Origin of the sequence: Brevundimonas diminuta (assembly GCF_022654015.1) — a bacterium.
GTDB classification, from domain to species: domain Bacteria; phylum Pseudomonadota; class Alphaproteobacteria; order Caulobacterales; family Caulobacteraceae; genus Brevundimonas; species Brevundimonas diminuta_C.
This window is the reverse complement of record NZ_CP073063.1, coordinates 56,246-77,593: the sequence shown is the minus strand read 5'-3', so window position 1 is coordinate 77,593 and position 21,348 is coordinate 56,246. Positions and strand designations below refer to the sequence as shown.

Here is a 21,348-nt window from a genome sequence, read left to right as displayed (position 1 = left end):
CCGCGCGGCGCCTGTCTCATGTCACCTGACAGAGAACTTTACATATCAAAGTCTGCGCGGCATAAGCGGGCGTCAAAGGGGAGTTTGATCATGACCATCGCATCCATTCTGAACCGCACCGTCGGCGCCGCAGCGGCCGCCGCCCTGCTGTGTGTCGCACCGGCCGCCCTGGCGCAGGACGGGCATGGCGTCCACGCGGAGGCGGGTCACGCCCACGGCCACCAGCATGCCGATTTCCAGTCCGACCGCATCCACGTTCGCGTCGATGGCGACATGGACGGGCGTGACATCATCCTGATCCCCGGCCTCAGCTCGTCGCCCGAGGTCTGGCAGGGGACGGTGGATCATCTGACGGCGCAGGACGGCGTGGGTTGGCGTGTGCACCGCATTCATGTGCAGGGCTTCGCCGGTGCGCCGGCCGAGGGCAATGCGCAGGGCGCGACCCCTTCGCCCGTCGCTGCGCCCGTCGCCGAAGAGATCGCCCGCTACATCCGCGAAAAGGGCCTGACCAAGCCCGTCGTCGTCGGCCATTCGATGGGCGGGACCATCGGCATGATGCTGGCCGCGCGCCATCCCGATGCGGTCGGCAAACTGATGGTCGTGGACATGATTCCCTTCATGGGCGCGATGTTCGCCACGCCGGGCGCCTCGGCCGAAAGCGTGACCCCGGTTGCGGACCAGATCTGGGCTGCCCAGGCCAACAGCCCGCGCGAGGCCTACGTCGCCCAGGCGACCGCCAGCATCAACGGCATGATCAACACCGAAAGCCGTCGCGCCGAGGCGTTGGAAGACATGCGCGAAAGCGACCAGAAGGTCTCGGCCGCCGCCTTCCGCGAACTGATCACGACGGACCTGCGTCCCGAACTGTCCAGGATCACCGCCCCGACCGAGGTGGTGTACGCCAAGTTCAACGATCCGCGCATGACGCCCCAGATCACCGACAGCATCTATCAGATGTCCTATGCCGGCCTGCCGGGCGTGACGCTGAAACGGATCGACGACAGCGCCCACTTCATCATGTTCGACCAGCCCCAGGCCTTCTACGCCGACCTGGACGCCTTCGTGGCGAAATAGGCGCCATGACCCACCCGTCCGCGAAGCGGATCGTGGGCCTTTATCGGGACAAGGCCGACGACTGGGTCCGGGATCGGGGCGCGACCCTTTATTCCGGCGACGGCGGGGTGGACGAAGCGATATGGCTAGACCGCTTCGTTGCGGACTTGCCTGCAGGCGCATCTATTCTGGACGTCGGCTGCGGTTCGGGCTGGCCGATCGGGGCCGCCCTGCTGGAGCGGGGACATCAGGTGACGGGCATGGATGCGTCGCCGGGCCTGATCGCCCATGCTCAGGCGACGCTGCCGACAGGGGTGTGGTCGGTCGCGGATATGCGCGATGCGTTTCCGCCGGGTCCGTTCGACGGCGTTCTGGCTTGGCACAGTCTGTTTCATCTTAGCCCCGACGATCAGAGCAAGGTGCTGCCGAAGCTGGCCGCGAGCGTCGCCGAGGGCGGGCGGCTGATGTTCACCTCTGGCCAGGCGCACGGCGAGATCATCGGCGACTGGCGGGGCCAGCCGCTCTATCACGCCAGTCTGGACCCGGAGGCCTATCGCGCCCTGCTGGCCGACGCCGGATTGCGCGTCGAATACGATGGGGCGGAAACCGGCGTGTGGCTGGCCCGGCGCGCCTTTCTTTCGGCGAAATAGCCGCTCACGATCCCGTGAAGTCGGCGGGACCGTTTCGGCGGGCGTTCATACGCGATACACAGCCGATGAACGAGAACTCGCCCAGCGCGGCATCTGAAGGACGGACATGGCGGGACCGGTGAATGCGGGCGGACCACAGGCGCAGGGCAAGCCCCGCCGGTCGGCCCTGGGACGGTTGTTTTACTGGAGCGCCGTGCTGGCGGTCTGGGGGCTGATCTTCCTGGTCGTCTTCTTCGCCGTCTTCGCGCGCGGCCTGCCGGACACCTCCAGCCTGTATCAGGTCGATCGCCAGCCCTCGATCACCTATCTGGATCGCAATGGGGCGCTGATCGCGACGCGAGGCACCCAGATGGCGCCGCCCGCCGATCTGGACGCGCTGCCGGACTATGTGCCGGCCGCCTTTATCGCGATCGAGGACCGGCGCTTCTACCACCACCCCGGCTTCGACCCCATCGGCATGATGCGGGCGATGGCGACCAACGTCCGCGCCGGGCGGGTGGTGCAGGGCGGCTCGACCCTGACGCAGCAACTGGCCAAGAACCTGTTCCTGACGCCCGACCAGAACATGCGCCGCAAGGTGCAGGAGTTGATGCTGGCCGTCTGGCTGGAGATGAAATTCTCCAAGAAGGAGATCCTGGCCCTGTATCTGAACCGGGTCTATTTCGGTGCCGGCGCCTATGGGATCGAGGCGGCGTCGCAACGCTATTTCGACAAGTCGGCCAAGAACCTGACGGTCGGAGAGGCCGCGCTGCTGGCGGGCCTGCTGAAGGCGCCCTCGCGCTATTCGCCGGTGTCCGAGAGCGAGCGCGCCGCCGCCCGCGCCACCGTCGTGCTGAACGAGATGGAAGAGGCCGGCGTCATCACCGCCGCCCAGCGCGAACAGGCCGTGACCCACCCGGTCATCGTCTCGCGCACTCTGGCGACCCAGCACGCCCAGTATTTCATCGACTGGCTGGACAAGTCGATCCGCAGCCTGGTCGGCGAACCGACCGAGGACATGGTGGTCGAGACCACGCTGGACCTGACGCTGCAGACGGCGGCCGAGCGGTCGGTGCGCCGCATCCTGGATCGCGACGCCGGCAAGGGCGTGCAGCAGGCGGCCCTGGTTGCGCTGGACGGCGACGGCCGGGTGCGCGCCATGATCGGCGGCTCCTCCTATGCCGACAGCCAGTTCAACCGCGCCGTCGACGCCAAGCGCCAGGCGGGTTCGGCCTTCAAACCCTTTGTCTACCTGGCGGCGGTCGAGGCCGGCTATACGCCCCAGACCCCGGTGGTCGATCAGCCGATCACCATCGGCAACTGGTCGCCCCGCAACTATTCCGGCACCTTCAGCGGCAACATGACCCTGGCCCAGGCCGTAGCCCAGTCGACCAATACGGTGGCGGCCTATGTCGCCGATCAGGTCGGGCGCGACAGCGTGGCCCGCGCCGCGCGGCGTCTGGGCATCGAAAGCCGCATCGGTCTGGAGCCGGCGATGGCGCTGGGCGCGGTCGAGGTCTCGCCGATCGAGATGGCCACCGCCTACGACGCCTTCGCCAACGGCGGCCGCCGCGTCGACGCCTATGGCATCAGCCGTATCCGCACGCCCCAGGGCCGCGTCATCTATCAGCGCCAGTCGGGCCAGAGCGGCCAGGCGATCAACAATCCGTCGCTGTACTACATGAACCAGATGCTGCGCGGCGTGGTGACCAGCGGCTCGGGCCGGTCGGCGGCGATCTCGGGCCGCGACCTCGCGGGCAAGACCGGCACGACCTCGGATTACAAGGACGCCTGGTTCGTCGGCTATACCGGCGGCTTCGTCACCGCCGTCTGGGTGGGCAAGGACGACAACACCGCCATGCGCGGTGTGACCGGCGGGTCGTCGCCCGCCGCCATCTGGAAGGGCTTCATGGAGGCGGCCCTGCCGCGCCTGGACGCCCCCGCCATCCCCAATGGTCCGCCCATGCCCGAAGGCTGGGTCGCGCCCGATCCGGTCGGCGATCTGATGAGCGGGCTGGACCAGAACGGCCTGCCCATCGAACCTGTCGATCCCTTGGCTGGCGAACCCTATGTCCCGGACGACCAGGCGCCGATGCAGCCGCCGTCGCCGCAGCCGTCCAGCCCGGCGTCACCCAAGGGCGGCTATCGCGATGCGCCGAACCCGCAGCAGCCCGAAGGCCGTCCAGCGCCGGAGCGAAAGGGCGACGCCCTGTTCTTCTGATCGCGACGCCAACGGCGCAAAAAAGGGAGGCGACCCGGCGGTCGCCTCCCTCTGCATTTCAGGCGTGGGTCAGCGGGGGCAGGACAGGTCGCCTTCCTGACATTGGCTGAGGGTCCGCAACTGGCGTGTCCGCTCCGTCGTCAGACGCGCAAGGCAGGTCGAATGCACCATCGGATAGGCGGAACCGCCCTGAACGCCGGACGCCTCGAACCGGCATTGCTGATCGCGGAAGCTGATCCAGGTGCGTTGGGCGGTGCGCAGCAGGGTGCGGCTGGCGGGCGACATTCGTCCCATCGTCGTCGTGTACTGGCTGTTCAGCGCCCGATCGGCGCGCTGAAGTTCCTGGGCGGCGTTGGCGTTCATCGTGGCCTGCGACTGGGCGCTGGCAGATGAGGCGGCGGCAGCGGCGAGGCCGAGCGCGATCGATAGGGTGATCATCGTTTTCATGGGGCGTTCCTGAGTGGACGGGTCATGCTGAAACGTGCCCGGCCGCTGGGGTTTCCGCCTATCGCCCCACGGCGTGCAGCGCGGCGCCGTAGTCTTTCAGCCATTTCCGCCAAGGCTTGTGATCCCCGACCAGCCGTTCGACCACGGACCAGTAGGCCGGGCTGTGGTCGGCGTGGACCAGGTGGGCGACCTCGTGGGCGGCGAGGTAGTCGATGACCGGGGGCGGGGCCATGATGACGCGCCAGGAATAGCGGATGGTACGGTTGTGCGGGCTGCACGAGCCCCAGCGCGACCGGGTGTCGGCGATGCCCATCTTGACCGGGCCCTGGCCAAGCGCGCGCAGATGGTGGTCGGTGCGTTCCAGAAGCGTCTCGCGCGCCTCGCGCTTCAGCAGGTTCTCGACGCGGCGGGCGTAGGCCTCGCCGTCGCCGCCCGAGCGGATGATCGTTCCGTCCTCAACCAGGCGTGCGGCGCCCGCGCCGGGCACGGCCTCCAGCCGCACGGGCCTGCCGCGCAGGGAGATGACCTGGCCCGGTTCCAGCGGGCGGCTCTTGGGGCGGACGGCCAGGCGTTCGCTGATCCAGACGGCCTTGGATCGGGCGAAGGCGACGGCTTGGCTCAGGCCGCGCTCGGTCGGGGCGATGACCACGGCCTCGCCGGCGCGCGCGTCGATCCGCACCGACAGACGCCGGGCGCGCGGATTGACCGAAAGTCTTAGAACGGGACCAGCGCCGGCCCCGCTTTCGTCAAGCGGCAGCCGCTGACCGTTGCGGTACGCCACCGGCGGCCTCGTTCTGGGCGATGAAATCGCGCACGCGGGGATAGATCTCGTCACGGAAGCGACGGCCGTTGAACACGCCGTAATGGCCCACGCCCGGCTGGACGTAGAGGACGCGGCGATCCTCGGGGATATTGGGGCACAGGCCGTGCGCGGCCTGGGTCTGGCCGACGCCGGAGATGTCGTCCTTCTCGCCCTCCACTGTCATCAGGCCGATGTCGGTGATCATGGACAGATCGACCTTGCGCCCGCGATGTTCCAAAAGGCCCCGCGCCAGCAGATGCTGCTGGAAGACGATGTCGATGGTCTGGAGGTAGAACTCTTCGGTCAGGTCCAGCACCGACAGATATTCGTCGTAGAATTCCTCGTGCTTTTCGACCTCGTCGCCGTCGCCGGCGATCAGGCTGGTGAAATAGTTCCAGTGGGCGTCGCGGTGGCGATCCTCGTTCATCGACATGAAGCTGTAGAGCTGGACGAAGCCCGGATAGACGCGCCGTCCGAAGCCCGCATAGGGCAGGGGCACGGTGTGGATCATGTTCGACTTGAACCAGGTGAAGGGCTTTTCCTCGGCCAGCTGGTTGGTCACGGTCGGCGACAGGCGCGCGTCGATGGGCGACCCCATGAAGGTCATCGACAGCGGACGGTTTTCGTCCTCGTCCTCGGCCATGACCGCGCCGGCGGCCAGAACGGGCGGGCCGGGCTGGCACACGCCGACGACGTGCGCACGGCCGCCGATCTCGGCCAGCATCAGCCGGACGTGGTCGATGTAGTCGAAGAAGTCGAACCGCCCCTCAAGCATCGGCACTTGGCGGGCGTTGACCCAATCAGTGACATAGACGTCGTGGTCCTGAAGGAAGGCCTCGACCGTGCCGCGCAGCAAGGTGGCGTAGTGGCCCGACAGCGGGGCCACGATCAGGACGGCCGGGCCAGAGGCGGGCTTTTTCGCGCGCTTCAGATCGCCGATGTTGCGGGCGAAGCGAACCAGGCGGCACCATGGGCTCTGCCAGATCACCTGTTCGGTGGTGCGCACCGGCTTGCCGCCGATGTCGATGGTTTCCAGCTTCCAGGCCGGCTTGCCGTAGCGCCGCGTCACGCTCTCGAATAGTTCGGCCGAGGCGTAGGCCGTGCGGCCGATGGCGGTGTCGGCCGCCGGGTTGAACGGCGAGGTCCAGAAGCTGCGGGCCAGTTGCGCGCCTACCCGGAACGGCAGGGCCGACTGGTAGGCGAGTTCATGAAAGGCGTAGAGCATGACGATCCGATACGGCCGAGCGCCGTTTGTGCAGGGCAACATATAATGCATCACCCTGCAAAAGGATTATGGGATCGCCGCTAACCCCGCGCCATCGCCTGTTCGATGATCCTCGTCGTCTTGTCCGGCCCCATTCCATAGGCGACGGCGGTGCGGAACTTTCCGTCAGGGCCCATCAGATAGACGGTCAGGGAATGGTTCATCGTATAGCCCTCGCCCTCGCCGACCTTCTGATAGAAGGCGCGGTAGGCCTTGGCGGCCGTCGCCACCTGTTCGGGCGTGCCCGTCAGGCCGATGGTCCCCTTGGGAAAGCCGTCGGACGACAGATAGTCCTTCAGCGCCTGGGGCGTGTCGCGTTCAGGGTCAATGCTGACGAAGACGATCTGCAGATTGTCCGCCTTGTCGCCCAGCCGCTGCTGCACCGCGCCCAGCTCGGCCAGGGTGGTCGGGCAGAACTCGGGGCAGTAGGTGAAACCGAAGAAAACCAGGCTCCATTTGCCGTTCAGCATCGTCTGATCGACGGGCCGCCCATCCTGATTGACCAGTTTGAAGTCGCCGCCGACCAGGGGTTGGCCGGTCGACGTCACCTCGGCGCCGTCTGACGTGGACGTCCTGCCGCTGACCACCACGACGGTGATGATGGCGAGCGCCACGGCGATGGCGATGCAGGCGCCCGCGAACAGCAGGATGGAACGACGCGGCATGACGGCCTCTCACGAAACGGATGTGATCGGTCTATAGAAGGCGTGTGACCTCGACAGAAGCCCGCATGGCGCCGCATGGCGTATCCTCTTCGGAGCCGTTGAACGGCTGGAGCGATGCGCCGCGTCGCGGTCGGGGGTTTTCGCTGCGGACCCTGATCGTTCTGCGCTGGCTGACGATCATCGGCCAGAGCGCGGCGATCCTGACGGCGCATCAGGGGCTGCATTTTCCCCTGCCGCTCTGGCCCTGCCTGATCGTCATCGCCATCAGCGCGGCGGTGAATGTGGGGGCCATGGCGCGGGTGCGCCGGCTGGAGGCCAGCCTGCCGGACGGGCGCACGACGGCGATCCATCTGGGCTTCGACATCTTCCAGCTGGGCGTGCTGCTGGGTCTGACCGGCGGGCTGGAGAACCCGTTCTGCCTGCTGCTGGTCGCGCCCGTCACCATCGCTGCGGCGGCCCTGCCGGCGCGTCAGGCCCTGATGCTGGGCGTGCTGGCCCTGATTGCGGTCGGGGTGCTGTTCTTCTGGTCCGAGCCCCTGCCGTGGCGGCCGCACGAGAACTTCCACCTGCCGACGCTTTATCGTCTCGGCATGGCCATGGCCCTGGTGACCGGCGTGGTCTTCACCGCCGGCTACGCCTGGCGGGTGGCGGCCGATGCGGAGAAGCTGGAGCTGGCCCTGGCGACCACCCAGGACGTGCTACAGCGCGAACAGAGGCTGGCGGCGCTGGGCGGGCTGGCGGCGGCGGCGGCGCATGAGCTGGGCACGCCGCTGGCGACCATTCAGGTGGTGGCCAAGGAGCTTCAGCGCGCCTCAGCCCCCGACAGCGACGCAGCCGAGGATGCGGCCCTGATCCTGCAACAGGCCGAACGGTGCCGGGGCATCCTGACCCAGCTGTCGCAGCAGCCCGAAGGCGATGACGCCCTCTATGCCGACGTCTCGCTGAAGGCCCTGCTGGAAGAGGTGGTGGAGCCGCATCGGGGCTTCGACCTGGCCTTCGATGTTCTGGTCAAGACGCCGCCGGGTCAGCCTGCGCCGCGCGTGCGCCGGATGCCCGAGGTGATCCACGGCCTGTCCACCCTGGTCGAGAACGCCGCCGATTTCGCCAAGACCACGGTGCGGGTCCAGGCGGTGGTGGACGCCGGCTGGATCGAGATCGAGATTCTGGACGACGGGCCGGGCTTCGCGGGCGACATCCTGCCCCGGCTGGGCGAGCCCTATGTGACCAGTCGGCCCCAAGGCAAGGCGCGCCAGGCCCTGGCCGCCCAGATCGCCGCCGCCGCCCGACCCTCCAAGCCTCGCGCCCCCGTATCTGGAGTGATCGAGCCGCCCATCGCCCCCAGCCAGGGCGGCATGGGCCTAGGCTTCTTTATCGCCCGTACCCTTCTGGAACGGACCGGCGGCTCGGTCAGCGTGGGCCAGGGCCTGCCGCAATTGGACGCCAAGGGTGCACTGCGTGGCGCGCGCGTGGCGGTGCGCTGGGCGCGGCCGGCGCTGGAGGTCGCGGCATGAGCGGATTGGGTCGAAGCGTCGCAGGCGGAACCTTGGCCTTGACCCGCGCGCTACCCGTCCCGACTTGAAGCGGCAGGAGAGAGAAACGCATGTCAGAACTCGAAGCCCGCATCGCCGCCCTGGCCGACAAGTCCCTGCTGCTGCTGGATGACGACCAGGCCCTGCGCACCCGGATGGGGCGGGCGTTGGAGGCGCGCGGCTTTCAGGTGACGACCGCCGAATCCGTCGCCGAGGCGATGCAGCTGCTGCGCGACAAGGCCCCGGCCTTCGCCGTGCTGGACATGCGGCTTGAGGACGGCAACGGCTTGAAGATCGTCGAGTCGGTGCGCGAAAAGCGCGAGGACGCCCGCATCGTCATGGTGACCGGCTACGGCGCCATCGCCACGGCGGTCGCGGCGGTCAAGGCTGGCGCCGTCGACTATCTGTCCAAGCCCGCCGATGCGGACGACGTGGTCAAGGCCCTGCTCGCCACCGGCGATTCGCCCGAACCGCCCGAAAACCCCATGAGCGCCGACCGCGTCCGCTGGGAGCATATCCAGCGCGTCTATGAGCTGTGCGACCACAATGTCTCGGAGACGGCGCGCCGTCTGGGCATGCACCGCCGCACCCTGCAACGCATCCTGGCCAAACGCGCCCCGCGATAGAGCAGCGCTTCAGTCCTCGTCGTCGTCCTCGACCACGTCGGGGATTTCCGGGGTGACGACGGTCGGGGCGATGGTCTTGATCTCGCCCAGCTTGGCGCCGGGGAAGGCCTGAAGCACCGCCTGGACGAAGGGATTGGCCTCGACCTCGGCGCGTTCGGCGGCACGGGCCTTTTTCTGGATCTCGATGACCGTCTCGGCCCCGCCCTGGCCGTTGGCGGCGATCAGCCAGGTGCGGCCGGTCCATTCGCGCAGGCGGGCCGACAGCTTTCGCGCTAGTTCGATCGGCGCGCCCTGGACGCTTTCATAGACGATGGCGCCGGGCTTGAACGAGACCGGCTTCACATACCGCTCCACGTCCATCTGAAGCCCAACCTCGCGCTTCTCGCCGATCAGGGCGACGACCTGTTCGAAGGTCTGCGGATCGGGCAGGGCAGGCGCCATCACCGGCCGCGTCGCCAGCTGCGCCGAGGTGCCGCCGCCGCCTCCGCCGCCTCCACGCGGGGCCGAGCCGCCGCCGATGGGTTCGCCGGACTGCAGCCGCTTCAGCGCTTCTTCCGGTCCGGGCAGGTCGGCGGCGTAGGCCAGGCGCACGATCGCCATTTCCACCGCATCAGCCGGATTGGGCGCGCGCCGCACCTCGTCCAGCGCCTTCAGCAGCATCTGCCAGGTGCGCGACAGGGTCGCCGCCGGAATGGCCGCACCCAGGGCGGCCAGCTTCTGCGCCTGATCGTTGGGCAGGCGCGTCGCGTTCGGCCCCAGCATCTTGGCGACCGAGGCGGCGTGGCAGTGCTCCAGCAGGTCGTTCGTCACCTGCACCGGATCGGCGCCGAAGCCATACAGGGTGCGGAAACTCTCCAGCGCCTCGGGCGTGCGGCCGGCCATGACGCTTTCGAACAGGGCGATGGTCTGGGTCCGGTCGGCCAGGCCCAGCATGTCGCGCACCGTTTCGGTCTTGACCGTCTCGCCCCGCTCGGCCTGGACCAGGGCCTGGTCCAGCAGCGACAGGCCGTCGCGCACCGACCCCTCGGCCGCGCGCGAGATCAGGGCCAGGGCGTCGGTCTCGATCTTCATGCCTTCGCGGTCGGCGATCCGGCCCAGGTGTTCGACCAGGATTTCCGGCTCGACCCGGCGCAGGTCGAAGCGCTGGCACCGGCTCAGGATCGTCACCGGCACCTTGCGGATTTCGGTGGTGGCGAAGATGAATTTGGCGTGGGGCGGCGGCTCTTCCAGCGTCTTCAGCAGGGCGTTGAACGCCTGCGTCGACAGCATGTGGACCTCGTCCAGCACATAGACCTTGTAGCGCGCCTCGACGGGCGCATAGCGGACGCTTTCCAGAATGTCGCGGATGTCGTTGACGCCGGTATGCGACGCCGCGTCCATCTCCATCACGTCCATATGCTGGCCGGCCATGATGGCGGCGTCGTGCCGGCCGTGGGCGGTCAGGGTCAGCGACGGCTTGTCGATGACGTCGGTTTCGTTGTTCAGGGCGCGGGCCAGAAGGCGAGCGGTGGTCGTCTTGCCGACGCCGCGTACGCCGGTCAGCATGAAGGCGTGGGCGATGCGGCCCGTGGCGAAGGCGTTGGTCAGGGTGCGCACCATCGCCTCCTGACCGATCAGATCCTCGAAGGTGCGCGGCCGATATTTGCGCGCCAGCACCTGATAGGCGGCACCGTCATCGACGTGGGCTGCCACTTCAGCCGGGGCCGGCTTGACGACAGGCGCGGCGACCCGCTCAGGCGCCGCTGCGGCCGGCGCGCCGAACATGTCGTCGGTGTTCTCGTCGCGCGGGGCGACGTCGTCCTCTTCCCAGGGCGGGCCGTCGAGATTCGTATCGCTGTCCGTCATGGGAGGAAGTCTTACAGCGGGTGACGGGCGGGAAGAAGCGATTCTCGGCCCTCGTCTCCTCCCTGCTTTGCGGGGAGGTGGCGCGGCGCGTCTTCGCGCCGTGACGGAGGGGCTCTTGCCGCATCACCGCTGTCTGTGGGACGTCAAGAGCCCCTCCACCGCTTCGCGGTCCCCCTCCCCGCTGCGCAGGGAGGAGACAGACGCACCAATGCGCTCAAGCAGCGAGTGACCGCGTCGCGAGGGATAGCGCACTAAAGATGTGAGAAAGTAGAGACCGCGACCCGAAGGGGAATTCGTTGTGGCTGCTGCCTTCCGGCCCTGACCAGATTGGCGAAGCCTTCGCCCGCGATCTCCAAGCGGAGATATGACGGGTGCGAACGCCGGAATCAAGAGCTACAAACCCGCATGGCCCATCAGAACACCTTCGCCGGCAATCCGCTCGATCGGGCCGGCGACCTGAGGAATGATCCCGACTGGCTGGCCGAGCAGGCCGCCAAACCCTACGCCCAGGCCCTGGCGCTCTGGGAAGGACGGCCGCTGATCGAGGAGACGGGCGAGGGGCCGAGGCTGGCATGGCTGCAGATGCGCCATGCGCGCACCCTCGTGCGGGATCGCGAGGCGTTTCTGGGCCTGTGGAACGACGAACCCGTCTTCGCCATCGAGTTCGAAGGCTCCATCGATCCGACCGAAGGGCCGCTGGCCGGGCTGGGCGCCTTTCAAGAGATGCGTGCGGCGGCGGCGATCCTGCCGGCGGCGGATGCGGCCATGGCCGGCGGGGCCAAGAGCCTGTTCGACTGGCGACGCAAGCATGGCTTTTGCGCCAACTGCGGCACGCTGAGCGAGACGGCGTCGGGCGGCTGGAAGCGGGTCTGCCCGGCCTGCGGGACCGAACATTTCCCGCGCGTCGATCCGGTCACCATCATGCTGCCGGTCTATAAGGGCGGGGCGGAGCCCATCTGCCTGCTGGGCCGCCAGGCGGCCTGGCCTGCCGGACGGATGTCGGCCCTGGCCGGGTTCCTGGAACCGGGCGAATCCATCGAGGAGGCCTGCGCCCGGGAGGTGAAGGAGGAGGCCGGACTGACCGTGATTTCCGCGGCCTATCACTCCAGCCAGCCCTGGCCCTTTCCGTCGCAACTGATGATCGGCCTGATCGCGGAGGTGTCGGACGATCAGGCGCAACCGGACCAGACCGAGTTGGAAGCCGTCGCCTGGCTGACGCGGGCCGAGGCGCGCGCCGTGCTGGCGGGCGAGCATCCGAGCATCCAGGCCCCGCCGCCCTTCGCCATCGCCCACAGCCTGATCCAGGCCTGGGTCGAGGAGGCCTGACGACTGCCTCACCCTCCCGCAACGGGGAGGGAGGCATTCAATGACTTTCCATCCTAACCCAGAGAACGAATCGGCGTCGTTTCAGGGGTTTACGGCTTCGCATCGACCGTCTGCCATACAGGGCCCCGGCCCGGCCTATGATGCCGACGGGTCTTTGACATCGTCGCGCGACCAGCATCGCAAACGGAATTGCACCGGTGCAATTCGGCGCAAACCATTCCTTAGTAAAAACAGTCCTATCCGCCGAAATTGCACGCCATTGCACCATTTTCGCCGGATGCAGTTCCGGCGTCAGGCCAGCGCCCGCGCCGCCTCCAGGTCCGCCGGATTGTCGACGGACAGGGGGGCTTCGTCGATGACGGCGGCCCAGATCTGCATGCCCATTTCCAGGGCGCGCAGCTGCTCCAGCTTCTCGCGCTTCTCCAGCGGCGACGGCGGCGCGGCGCAAAAACGGTTCAGCGCCTCTCGGCGATAGCCATAGACGCCGATGTGGCGCCAGACGGGCGCGTCGCCATACAGGGTCGAGCGCGTGAAATAGAGGGCGCGCGCCTGGCGTTCGCCTTCGCCCAGGGCCAGCACCGTCTTGACGACGTCCGGATTGGTCCGGTCCGACGCCTCGGCCTCGGCGGCGACCAGGGTGGCGATGTCGCAGGTCGGCTCGCCGTGCAGAATGGCGGCGCAGGCGACGGCCAGACCCGGGCTGGCGAAGGGCATGTCGCCCTGAACGTTGATGACGGCGTCGAAATCGCCCTCGGGGTCGATGGCGTCCACGGCGGCGCGGATGCGGTCCGAGCCCGACGGCAGGGCCGGGTCGGTCAGGACGGCGCGGCCGCCTGCGGCTTCCACCGCCTCGACGATCTCGGGATCCCCGGCGGCGACCACGACCGGCAGGCCCGAGGCCTCGGCCTGGCGATAGGCGCGCACGATCATGGGCGTGTCGCCGATCAGGGCCAGCGGCTTGTTCGGCAGGCGGGTGGCGGCCATGCGAGCCGGTATCATTATCAACGGATTCATCGACTTCCCTGACGCCTGTCTGGCCCGTCGCGCGTTGGGCCGGTTGCGAAGGCGGCGCTACCGTGCCAGAGACGCCAAAGCAAGATTATGTCCGGGGCGTGTTTTCGAGGGGCCCGGCCGGCAGAGGGAAACGACCAGGCGTATGAGCGGCGATCTTAAGTGGAACAAGATTTTCGGCGCGGCTCTGGGGACGGCGTTCGTCATCCTGGTCGTCCAGCAGGCCTCGGGCCTCGTCTATCATTCGGAAGCGCCCGAAAAGATGGGCTATTTCGTTGATGCGCCGGAAGAGGCCGCCGGCGGTGAAGCCGCCGAACTGGCGCCCGACTGGGGCACGGTGCTGCCGACCGCCGATCTGGCCGCCGGCGAGGCCGCCTTCGCGCGTTGCCAAGCCTGCCATGACGCGCATCAGGGCGGCGCCGACAAGATCGGTCCGAACCTGTGGGGCGTGGTCGGCGGTCCGGTCATGCACCGTCCGGGCTTCGCCTATTCCGACGCCATGGCCAAGCATAAGGCGGAGGCGCCGACATGGGGCTATGACCAGATCAACAGCTTCATCACGGCCCCGGCCAAATATGTGCCCGGCACCAAGATGTCCTTCGCCGGCATCCGCGACACCCAGACGCGCATCAATCTGATCGCCTGGCTGCGCACGCAGGGCTCGGGCGGCTTCGCCATCCCGGCGCCGGATCCCACCCGTCAGCCTGGCGCGGCCGCGCCGGCCGCCGGCGCGCCTGCGACGGGCGAGGCCCCGGTGACCGAAGGCGCTTCGGCGACCGAAGCGACCGGCACGACCCCGGCCGCCGGCGCCCCCGCCGCGTCTCAGGCGACCCCGGCGGCCCCGCCCGCCGCGACGGCGTCTGCCCCCCCCAACACCTGATCGTTCCGGCGATGAACGACAAAAGGGCGGCCCGACGGGCCGCCCTTCTTCGTTTCGGGCCGACAGTTCGGCTCAGAGAATCTGCGCGGCCTCGTCGAACGACAGGCGCGGCGAGCGTGGAAACAGGTTCTCGTCCGAGCCATAGCCGAGGTTGAGGATATAGTTCGGCTCGACATGGCTGTCGGGGAAGAACTCGGCCTTCACGCCGGCGGCGTCGAAGCCGGACATCGGGCCGACATCCAGGCCCAGGGCGCGGGCGGCGATGGTCAGATAGCCGCCCTGCAGCGAGGCGTTGCGGAAGGCGGTCTCGCGCCGGCCGGCCTCGTCTGCGAACCAGGCCTTGGCGCCCGGCGCATGGGGGAACAGAGCGTCGAGATGATCGTGGAAATCCATGTCCTGACCGACGATCACCGTCACCGGGGCCTGCTGCGTCTTGTCGCGATTGCCCTCGCTCATCAGCGGGATCAAGCGGGCTTTGGCCTCGGGCGAGGTGATGAAGACGAAGCGGGCGGGCGACCCGTTGACCGCCGTGGGCCCGAACTTGGTCAGGTCATACAGCTTGTGCAGCAGTTCCGGCGCGACGGGGCGGTCGGTCCAGCCGTTGCGCGTACGCGCCTCGGTGAACAGTTGCGACAGCGCGGCGTCCGACAGCGGGACGTCGCGTTGGTGAGTAGCGTCATAGGCCATGGGATGCGTTCCAGACTTAAATAGCAACGATTACGGGTGCTAATTAGGGTGTTTTGCAACAGCCGCAAGCGCCAATCCCGAAAGGCTGGGTTTCGATATCGCGCACCGCGCACAACCCCTCTGTCGCCCAGGCTTGGTTCGCCCTATCTAGAGGGCATGAAAGATCTGACCCAACTGATGCAGCAGGCCCAGGCGATGCAGCAAAAGCTGCAGGACGCCCAGGCCAAGATGGCGGAAACGATCGCCGAGGGTTCGTCCGGCGGCGGCCTCGTCTCGGTGGCCCTCAAGGGCCCTGGCGAGATTACAGCCATCAAGATCGACGACAGTCTGCTGAGCCCGGGCGAGGGCGAGATTCTGGCCGATCTGATCGTCGCCGCCCATGCCGACGCCAAGCGCAAGCTGGATGAGCAGAACAACGCTTTGATGCGCGAGGCCGCAGGCCCCATGGCCGGGATGAACATTCCCGGAATGCCGAAACTGTTCTGATGGCCGCCTCCGCCGGGCCGGAGATCGAACGGCTGATCTCCCTTCTCGCCAAACTGCCGGGCCTGGGTCCGCGCTCGGCGCGGCGTGCGGCGCTGGCGCTGTTGAAGCGGCGCGAGCAGTTGCTGGTCCCGCTGGCGGCGTCGCTAGCCGAGACGGCGGAAAAGGTCGTGTCGTGCTCGGTTTGCGGCGCGCCGGATACGCGCGATCCCTGCGCCATCTGCTCGGACGGATCGCGCGACAATGGTCTGATCTGCGTGGTCGAGGAAGCCGGCGCCCTGTGGGCGATGGAGCGATCCGGCGCCTTTCGGGGCAAATATCATGTGCTGGGCGGACTGCTGTCCGCTCTCGACGGTGTCGGGCCCGAGCATCTGCGGATTACCGAACTGGTCGGGCGCGTGAGGGGCGGGGGCGTGCGCGAGGTCGTGCTTGCCCTGCCGGCCACGGTCGATGGCCAAACGACCGCCCACTATGTCGCCGAGCGGATCGCCGGTCCGGATGTGGAGATTACGTCTCTGGCGCGCGGGGTGCCGGTCGGCGGCGAACTGGATTGGCTGGACGACGGCACCATCGTCCAGGCCCTTCGCGCCCGCCGCCCGGCCTGATCTAGTTAGTTCGACGGCACGGTCGGGGCGTTGACGTTCGGCGCTTCGCCTGTCGGGGTCGGCACGGCGCGCCCCGTTTCATCCGTCGGCGCATCGGCGGCCGGCGGCGTCTGGCTGTCGCCCGCAAAGGCCTGGGTTTCTGCTGCGGCCGCCTCCGGCCCGGTCTCAGCGTTCTTGGAATCGAACGCGCCGTTGGTCACGAACCACAGGCCCAGCAGCAGAATGGCCGCCGCCAGCGTCGAGATCGCCAGGATGACGACGATGCGCGGGTTCTTGCGGCCGCTGCGCACCAGTTCGGCATCGACCGGCCGGCCGTCGTGCACCGCATCGGCGGCGGTGTCGTGGCGGTGGGGCTTTTCCGGGGTCATGGGCGGGTCCTTCGTGCAAATGGCTGAGACACCAACGTCATCGCAACGGCGACGTTCCGGACAAGCGGCGCCGGAGGGGCCCCGCTTCTCATTGAAGGCGACTCCCGCTAGGAACGGAGCATGAACATGCTCGTGCCGATCCTCGCTGTCCTGGCCGCCGCCTTCGCGGGCGGTTTTCTGTGGGCCTATATGGGCTGGCAGAAGACGAGCGGCGCGCTGGCGGCGGCCGAGGCCCGCATCGATCTGGTCGAGGAAAGTCGTGTGACCATGGGCGAACTGCTCAAGGCCCAGGCCGCGCAGTCGGCCCAGGTCGTGGCGGATCAGATGGTCAGCCGCGCGACCGAGACCTTCCGCGCCCAGGACCAGCTGGCACGCGAGCGGATGGCCGCCCAGCTGAAACCCGTCGCCGACACCCTGACCAAGTTCCAGGAGCATGTCGCCGCGCTGGAGAAGACGCGGTCCGAAGAGACCGGGGGGCTGCGCGAGCAACTGGCTCAGCTGATGACGGCCTCGTCCGCCACGCGCGACGAGGCGCGCAAGCTGACCGAGGCCCTGCGCGGCAATACAGGGCGCCGCGGCCGCTGGGGCGAGCAGACCTGCCGCAACGTTCTGGAGGCCGCCGGCATGGCCGGGCGGTTCGACTTCACCGAACAGACCTCCAGCGCCGACGACGAGGGTCGCCAGAACCGGCCCGACTTCATCGTCCGCCTGCCCGGCGGCGGCATGTTCGTGATCGACGCCAAGGTCCCGCTGGCCTTCGACGACGGGGAGGGCGACGAGGAGGCGCGCGCTCGCTCGGTCGGCCTGCGCACCGCCGCCAGCTTGAAGACCCACGTGCGCCAGCTGTCGTCCAAGGCCTATCAGGACCAGTTCAAGCCCAGCCCCGATTTCGTCGTCCTGTTCGTGCCCGGCGATGCGTTCCTGGCCACGGCTCTGGACCATGAGCCGGACCTGATGACCCAGGCCATGGCCTCGCGCGTCGTCATCGTCACGCCCTCAACCCTGTTCGCCCTGTGCAAGGCCGTGGCCTATGGCTGGCGGGCGGAAGAGCAGACGGCCAATGCCGACAAGGTCGCCGCCTTGGGGCGCGAGCTCTACAAGCGGCTGTCGGTCATGGGCGGTCATGCCTCAGCCGTCGGACGAGCGCTGGATACCGCCGTCGGCAAATACAATCAGTTCGTCGGCTCGCTCGAGAGCCAGGTCATGGTGTCCGCCCGCCGGTTCGAGGATCTGCAGGTCGATCACGAGGGCAAGGCCTTGCCGGATCTGACGCCGGTCGAAACCGCGCCCCGCGCCATCGCCCGTCCCGAACTGATCGCCGCCGCCAAGGTCGAGTAGGGCACCTTTCCGTGGAAAGGGCGCTTGACAGCGCCAACGCCGTGATGTCAATGTAGCTTGTCAATAGGACAAGGGGTGTTGACTGATGCGCAAGTGGCGGCCGGTAATCAAGGCGATTGCAATCACCTTCGGCGGCGGACTGGTGTTCGCCTTGGTCGGCGGGATCGCGATGGGATACGCCGCCCGCGCCGGCTGGATCGGTTCGGAGATGGGGGAGATGATCTTCACCGCCGTTTTCGCCGCCACCATTATGGCCGGCTCGCTGTGGGTCGGCGCCGAATGGATGCGGGTGATCGACGAAGCCGCGCGCGAGGCGCACAAGGCCGCCTGGTATTGGGGCGGAACGGCGGGCATGTGCGTCAGCGGCGTCGGCCTGATCCTGTCCTCGGCCGGGCCGTGGCGCGAGGTCATCGCGCGCGAGATCGGATCGGGCGGCTCGCCCATCGACTATGTGTCCGCCGGCGCCGCCTTGATGATCGCTCCCATGCTGATCGGCTACACCGTCGTCTGGGTGTGGTGGTGGCTGGCGCGGATGCGGGGCTGAGCCATGAACAATCGTCTCAAGGTCCTGCGCGCCGAGCGCGACTGGAGCCAGGCGCAGCTGGCCGAACATCTGGGCGTGTCGCGCCAGACCGTGAACGCGCTGGAGACCGGCCGTTACGACCCCTCCCTGCCGCTGGCCTTCAAGATCGCCCGCGTCTTCGGCCAGCCCATCGAATCCATCTTCTCGGACGATCAGGAGCCGACGAAATGAAGCCCTCCACCCTGTCTCCCGCATCCTGGCCGCGCTGGGTTCGCGCCTTTGTTTTCGGCGCCGTCTTCGGGATGATCGGTTACGGCGTCGGTGCCTGGCTGGCCAGGATCGCGCCCGGCGGCTTCGGGCCGACCAACGTGGATTTGCGCTGGTCGGATGGCCTGGCGATGCTGGTCGGTCTGGCCTTGGTCGCGGGATCGCTGTGGGCGCTGTACGTCAGCCTGAACGCCGACCGCCTCGGCCGGATGTATAATCTGGACGGTCCCGCCTCGCCGGATGAGACGGCTCTGGCCCGGTTTCAGGCGCTGGTCATGGGCTTTTCCGGCGTCATCCTGACCCTGCCGGTCGTCTTCAGCCTGGCAAGCGTCAATCCCTTGCTTGGCCTCAGCGCCGTCGGTCTTCTGCTGGTGCTCCACACGGTGATGAATGTGCGCGTCTATCGCCAGGCCGACGAGCTCTTGAGGCGGGCGGTGATCGAGGCGGCGGCCGTCACCTTCTTTGCGGGCCAACTGGTCCTGTTCTTCTGGGCCGCCGCCGAGCGTCTGGGCGCCGCACCCGCTATCACGGCCTGGGACATCTACGCCGTTCTGATGGCGCTCTATCTGGGCTGCTCGGTGTGGATCAGCGTGCGTCGCGGCCTGGCCTGACCGGTCCTTCTTCTCCTTCTCTTTGGATAACAACGAGACCTCTCATGACCTTCACTGATCGCCTTCTGTCGTCCGTTTCCAGCCTGGCGCGCGGCGCCGTGGGCGTCGCCGGCGGCTTGGCGCTATTCGTCGCCATCGCCGGCGTCCCCGCCGACGCCCTGGCCCAGACCGCCGCGCCCGCCGCGCCAGCGCCGATCCAGGGCGAAGGCCCCGCCCTGTGGGTGGTCAAGGATGCGGATTCGACCCTGTATCTGTTCGGCTCTGTCCATGTGCTTCGCCCGACGACCGGCTGGTCCAGCCCCCGCGTCGAGGCCGCCTTCGACAGCGCCTCGGACATCTGGTTCGAGATCAGCAACCCCGACGACCAGGCCGCCATCATGCCGCTGATCCAGCAGCACGGCCTGTCGCCCGAGACGCCCCTGTCCAGTCGCCTGACGCCGCAAGAAAACGCCGAACTGGACGCGGCCGCCCAGGCCATGGGCGCCTCGGCCGCCCAGCTTCAGCCGATGAAGCCTTGGCTGGCGGCGCTCAGCCTGTCGGTCGCGCCGCTAATCAAGGCCGGCTATGATCCCAAGTCCGGCGTCGAGCTGGTGCTGAAGGCGCGGGCCGAGGCGGCGGGCAAGCCGATCCACGGCTTTGAGACCATCGACAAACAGATCGGCATCCTGGCCGGCCTGCCCGATGACGTGCAGCTGGCCTTCCTGCGCGAGACGCTGAAGGACTACGAGAACGCCGCCACCAAGCTGGATGAAATGGTCGAGGCCTGGGCCCGTGGGGACGTCGCGACGCTGGACCGCGTCACGATCACGGAAATGAAGGAGGCCTCGCCGGCATTGTATCAGGCCATTCTGGTGGACCGGAACACCGACTGGGCCAACCAGATCCAGACCCTGCTCGAAGGCTCCGGCACCGCCTTCATCGCCGTCGGCGCCGCCCACCTGACCGGTGACGACAGCGTCCAGGCCATCCTGCAAAAGCGCGGCGTCATGGTTGAAGCGGCGCAATAACCTCTGCCTTGAGCGCGGCCGCTGCGGCTAAGACAATCAACGCCGGAGCGCGCGCACGCCGCTCCGGCGTTTTTTCTGCGCGGGTGTAGTTCAGAGGTAGAACGTCAGCTTCCCAAGCTGAATGTCAGGGGTTCGATTCCCCTCACCCGCTCCAATCCCGATCCTTGACGCGTTGCCGCATTGGCCACGAAGCGGCGCCATCGTCCGCAGCTACTCTATTTTGTGTGCCATTGTGAGACAGTGCGCGAGCGGTGGTTGTCCCACGATAGGACGCTAGGGACGCGCGCGATCGTCGCCGAAACACCCTGCCTAACTTCGGAGCCCGAGCCGCGCCTAACACGATGACGAAGTTCGGAGAACTCCATCCCCTTGTGGCGGCCTGACGCACAACACCGGTCAGCAAACGCATTGCATACCGCCGATCTTCCGCGTAAAGCGGCCACTGTTAACTGATTGTTAACCAAAGCCTGCCTGTCGCCGAACGTCTCGATTCGGAGTGGCACGGCTTTTGGAAGGGGTGGGGCGAACCGTCGGGGTGACGGGCCGTCCTGGGGACGGAAACGGGATTGGGGCAATGCAAAATTCGTCAAGGCCGTTGCGTGCGTCGGTCCGTCGCTTGAGCGGCGCCGTTGCGTTGATCGGCCTCGCTATCACGTCGCCGGCCCTGGCTAAGCCTGTCGCCGACAACCTCGACGTGGGCCGGACGCTGAATGTCACCGTGATTGGACAGATCGTGCCACGGTGTGAAATCCAAGGCGGCGGCGATATCGATTTCGGCGAGTTGACGGGAGGCGAACGCGCCACCGCGCTCTTTGGACTGAACTGCAACGTGCCATTCGACTTGGGCGTGACCTCGGCGCGGGGTGGTCTGGCTCACGTCACCAAGCCGCAGGGCGAGGGGCCGTTCGCGGGCGTGCTGCCCTATGATGTCACCTTGACCGTTCCGACGCTTCGGCCCGAGCCGCGTACGGTGCAGGCCAGCTTCAGCAGCTTGGACCATATGGGAATGCTGAGCAGCGGCGACGGCATCGCCGCCGGTGGCGGCAAGATCGAGTTCCGCACGCGTCAGCCTGCGGGGGCGGGTCTTCTGGCTGGTCAATACACTGAAACCTTGACCGTGACGGTAACGCCTCGCGTCTGAACGTCTTCGATCAAGTTAAA

23 protein-coding genes, 1 tRNA gene and 1 other RNA gene are annotated in these 21,348 nt (G+C 67.7%); 16 read left to right on the top strand and 9 right to left on the bottom strand.

All coding sequences use genetic code 11. The annotated features are described in order from the left end of the window. Nucleotides 1–90 precede the first annotated feature (90 nt). From KAK88_RS00360 to KAK88_RS00350, 3 genes are all read left to right on the top strand, one after another. Nucleotides 91–1,074: an alpha/beta fold hydrolase gene (locus KAK88_RS00360; RefSeq protein ID WP_242077429.1), complete on the top strand. Its 984-nt coding sequence runs from the start codon at nt 91–93 to the stop codon at nt 1,072–1,074. A 5-nt stretch (nt 1,075–1,079) separates the two neighbouring features. Further along, a complete protein-coding gene (locus KAK88_RS00355) occupies nt 1,080–1,703 on the top strand; it encodes a class I SAM-dependent methyltransferase (protein ID WP_242077428.1) in 624 nt (207 codons plus the stop codon). A 106-nt stretch (nt 1,704–1,809) separates the two neighbouring features. Further along, nucleotides 1,810–3,903, top strand: coding sequence for a transglycosylase domain-containing protein (locus KAK88_RS00350; protein ID WP_242077427.1), 2,094 nt, complete (start codon nt 1,810–1,812; stop codon nt 3,901–3,903). A 69-nt stretch (nt 3,904–3,972) separates the two neighbouring features. Here the strand turns inward: KAK88_RS00350 and KAK88_RS00345 are convergent, their stop codons facing one another. From KAK88_RS00345 to KAK88_RS00330, 4 genes are all read right to left on the bottom strand, one after another. Then, nucleotides 3,973–4,350: a lysozyme inhibitor LprI family protein gene (locus tag KAK88_RS00345; RefSeq protein ID WP_242077426.1), complete on the bottom strand. Its 378-nt coding sequence runs from the start codon at nt 4,348–4,350 to the stop codon at nt 3,973–3,975. Between the two features lie 58 nt (nt 4,351–4,408). Beyond that, complete coding sequence (locus KAK88_RS00340) at nt 4,409–5,131, bottom strand: M48 family metallopeptidase (protein ID WP_242077425.1); 723 nt, start codon at nt 5,129–5,131, stop codon at nt 4,409–4,411. After that, the gene (locus KAK88_RS00335; protein WP_242077424.1) at nt 5,097–6,377 is read right to left on the bottom strand and encodes a polyhydroxyalkanoate depolymerase; all 1,281 of its coding nucleotides are present in this window, start codon (nt 6,375–6,377) and stop codon (nt 5,097–5,099) included. The genes KAK88_RS00340 and KAK88_RS00335 overlap by 35 nt, the downstream gene beginning before the upstream one ends. A gap of 80 nt (nt 6,378–6,457) precedes the next feature. Beyond that, nucleotides 6,458–7,081: an SCO family protein gene (locus KAK88_RS00330; protein WP_088582654.1), complete on the bottom strand. Its 624-nt coding sequence runs from the start codon at nt 7,079–7,081 to the stop codon at nt 6,458–6,460. A 44-nt stretch (nt 7,082–7,125) separates the two neighbouring features. On the opposite strand from KAK88_RS00330, the gene KAK88_RS00325 reads away from it, so the two are divergent. Together KAK88_RS00325 and KAK88_RS00320 are read left to right on the top strand one after the other, a co-directional pair. Next, nucleotides 7,126–8,592: an ActS/PrrB/RegB family redox-sensitive histidine kinase gene (locus tag KAK88_RS00325; RefSeq protein WP_242077423.1), complete on the top strand. Its 1,467-nt coding sequence runs from the start codon at nt 7,126–7,128 to the stop codon at nt 8,590–8,592. Nucleotides 8,593–8,681: 89 nt separating this feature from the next. Next, on the top strand, nt 8,682–9,236 hold the full coding sequence (locus KAK88_RS00320) for an ActR/PrrA/RegA family redox response regulator transcription factor (protein ID WP_242077422.1): 555 nt from the start codon (nt 8,682–8,684) through the stop codon (nt 9,234–9,236). Between the two features lie 9 nt (nt 9,237–9,245). On the opposite strand, the gene KAK88_RS00315 is transcribed toward KAK88_RS00320, so the two are convergent. Together KAK88_RS00315 and ffs are read right to left on the bottom strand one after the other, a co-directional pair. Next, entirely contained in the window at nt 9,246–11,081 is a 1,836-nt protein-coding gene (locus KAK88_RS00315; protein ID WP_242077421.1) for a DNA polymerase III subunit gamma/tau, read from the bottom strand. Between the two features lie 262 nt (nt 11,082–11,343). Continuing rightward, nucleotides 11,344–11,439: signal recognition particle sRNA small type (gene ffs / locus KAK88_RS00310), an RNA gene on the bottom strand. A 47-nt stretch (nt 11,440–11,486) separates the two neighbouring features. Between ffs and nudC the strand changes: the two genes are divergently transcribed. Beyond that, nucleotides 11,487–12,407, top strand: a complete 921-nt coding sequence (gene nudC, locus KAK88_RS00305; protein WP_242077420.1) for an NAD(+) diphosphatase — start codon at nt 11,487–11,489, stop codon at nt 12,405–12,407. A gap of 291 nt (nt 12,408–12,698) precedes the next feature. Here nudC and KAK88_RS00300 read toward each other — a convergent pair whose 3' ends face one another. Continuing rightward, on the bottom strand, nt 12,699–13,421 hold the full coding sequence (locus KAK88_RS00300) for a 3-deoxy-manno-octulosonate cytidylyltransferase (protein ID WP_242077419.1): 723 nt from the start codon (nt 13,419–13,421) through the stop codon (nt 12,699–12,701). Between the two features lie 142 nt (nt 13,422–13,563). Here KAK88_RS00300 and KAK88_RS00295 point away from each other — a divergent pair, with 142 nt between their 5' ends. Beyond that, nucleotides 13,564–14,298, top strand: a complete 735-nt coding sequence (locus KAK88_RS00295; protein ID WP_242077418.1) for a c-type cytochrome — start codon at nt 13,564–13,566, stop codon at nt 14,296–14,298. Nucleotides 14,299–14,370: 72 nt separating this feature from the next. Here KAK88_RS00295 and KAK88_RS00290 read toward each other — a convergent pair whose 3' ends face one another. Then, on the bottom strand, nt 14,371–14,985 hold the full coding sequence (locus KAK88_RS00290) for a malonic semialdehyde reductase (protein ID WP_242077417.1): 615 nt from the start codon (nt 14,983–14,985) through the stop codon (nt 14,371–14,373). A 156-nt stretch (nt 14,986–15,141) separates the two neighbouring features. Between KAK88_RS00290 and KAK88_RS00285 the strand changes: the two genes are divergently transcribed. Both KAK88_RS00285 and recR read left to right on the top strand, forming a co-directional pair. After that, nucleotides 15,142–15,471, top strand: coding sequence for a YbaB/EbfC family nucleoid-associated protein (locus KAK88_RS00285; protein WP_242077416.1), 330 nt, complete (start codon nt 15,142–15,144; stop codon nt 15,469–15,471). Beyond that, nucleotides 15,471–16,073 (top strand): recombination mediator RecR, encoded by a 603-nt coding sequence (gene recR / locus KAK88_RS00280; protein WP_039244053.1) that lies wholly within the window; start codon nt 15,471–15,473, stop codon nt 16,071–16,073. The genes KAK88_RS00285 and recR overlap by 1 nt, the downstream gene beginning before the upstream one ends. A gap of 5 nt (nt 16,074–16,078) precedes the next feature. Here the strand turns inward: recR and KAK88_RS00275 are convergent, their stop codons facing one another. Then, nucleotides 16,079–16,441 carry a hypothetical protein gene (locus KAK88_RS00275; protein WP_242077415.1) on the bottom strand — a complete coding sequence of 121 codons (363 nt, stop codon included), beginning with the start codon at nt 16,439–16,441 and terminating at the stop codon, nt 16,079–16,081. 120 nt (nt 16,442–16,561) lie between these two features. On the opposite strand from KAK88_RS00275, the gene KAK88_RS00270 reads away from it, so the two are divergent. The 7 genes from KAK88_RS00270 (at nt 16,562) to KAK88_RS00240 (ending at nt 21,328) form a co-directional block, all read left to right on the top strand. After that, on the top strand, nt 16,562–17,779 hold the full coding sequence (locus KAK88_RS00270) for a DNA recombination protein RmuC (RefSeq protein WP_242077414.1): 1,218 nt from the start codon (nt 16,562–16,564) through the stop codon (nt 17,777–17,779). Between the two features lie 85 nt (nt 17,780–17,864). Beyond that, complete coding sequence (locus tag KAK88_RS00265; RefSeq protein ID WP_242077413.1) at nt 17,865–18,323, top strand: hypothetical protein; 459 nt, start codon at nt 17,865–17,867, stop codon at nt 18,321–18,323. Nucleotides 18,324–18,326: 3 nt separating this feature from the next. After that, nucleotides 18,327–18,533: a helix-turn-helix transcriptional regulator gene (locus KAK88_RS00260; protein WP_039244055.1), complete on the top strand. Its 207-nt coding sequence runs from the start codon at nt 18,327–18,329 to the stop codon at nt 18,531–18,533. Further along, a complete protein-coding gene (locus tag KAK88_RS00255; RefSeq protein WP_242077412.1) occupies nt 18,530–19,180 on the top strand; it encodes a hypothetical protein in 651 nt (216 codons plus the stop codon). Before KAK88_RS00260 ends, KAK88_RS00255 begins: the two co-directional genes overlap by 4 nt. Nucleotides 19,181–19,224: 44 nt before the next feature. Further along, a complete protein-coding gene (locus tag KAK88_RS00250; RefSeq protein ID WP_242077411.1) occupies nt 19,225–20,187 on the top strand; it encodes a TraB/GumN family protein in 963 nt (320 codons plus the stop codon). 79 nt (nt 20,188–20,266) lie between these two features. Next, nucleotides 20,267–20,341, top strand: a tRNA-Gly gene (locus KAK88_RS00245). Between the two features lie 462 nt (nt 20,342–20,803). Continuing rightward, nucleotides 20,804–21,328, top strand: a complete 525-nt coding sequence (locus tag KAK88_RS00240; protein ID WP_242077410.1) for a hypothetical protein — start codon at nt 20,804–20,806, stop codon at nt 21,326–21,328. Nucleotides 21,329–21,348: the final 20 nt, after the last annotated feature.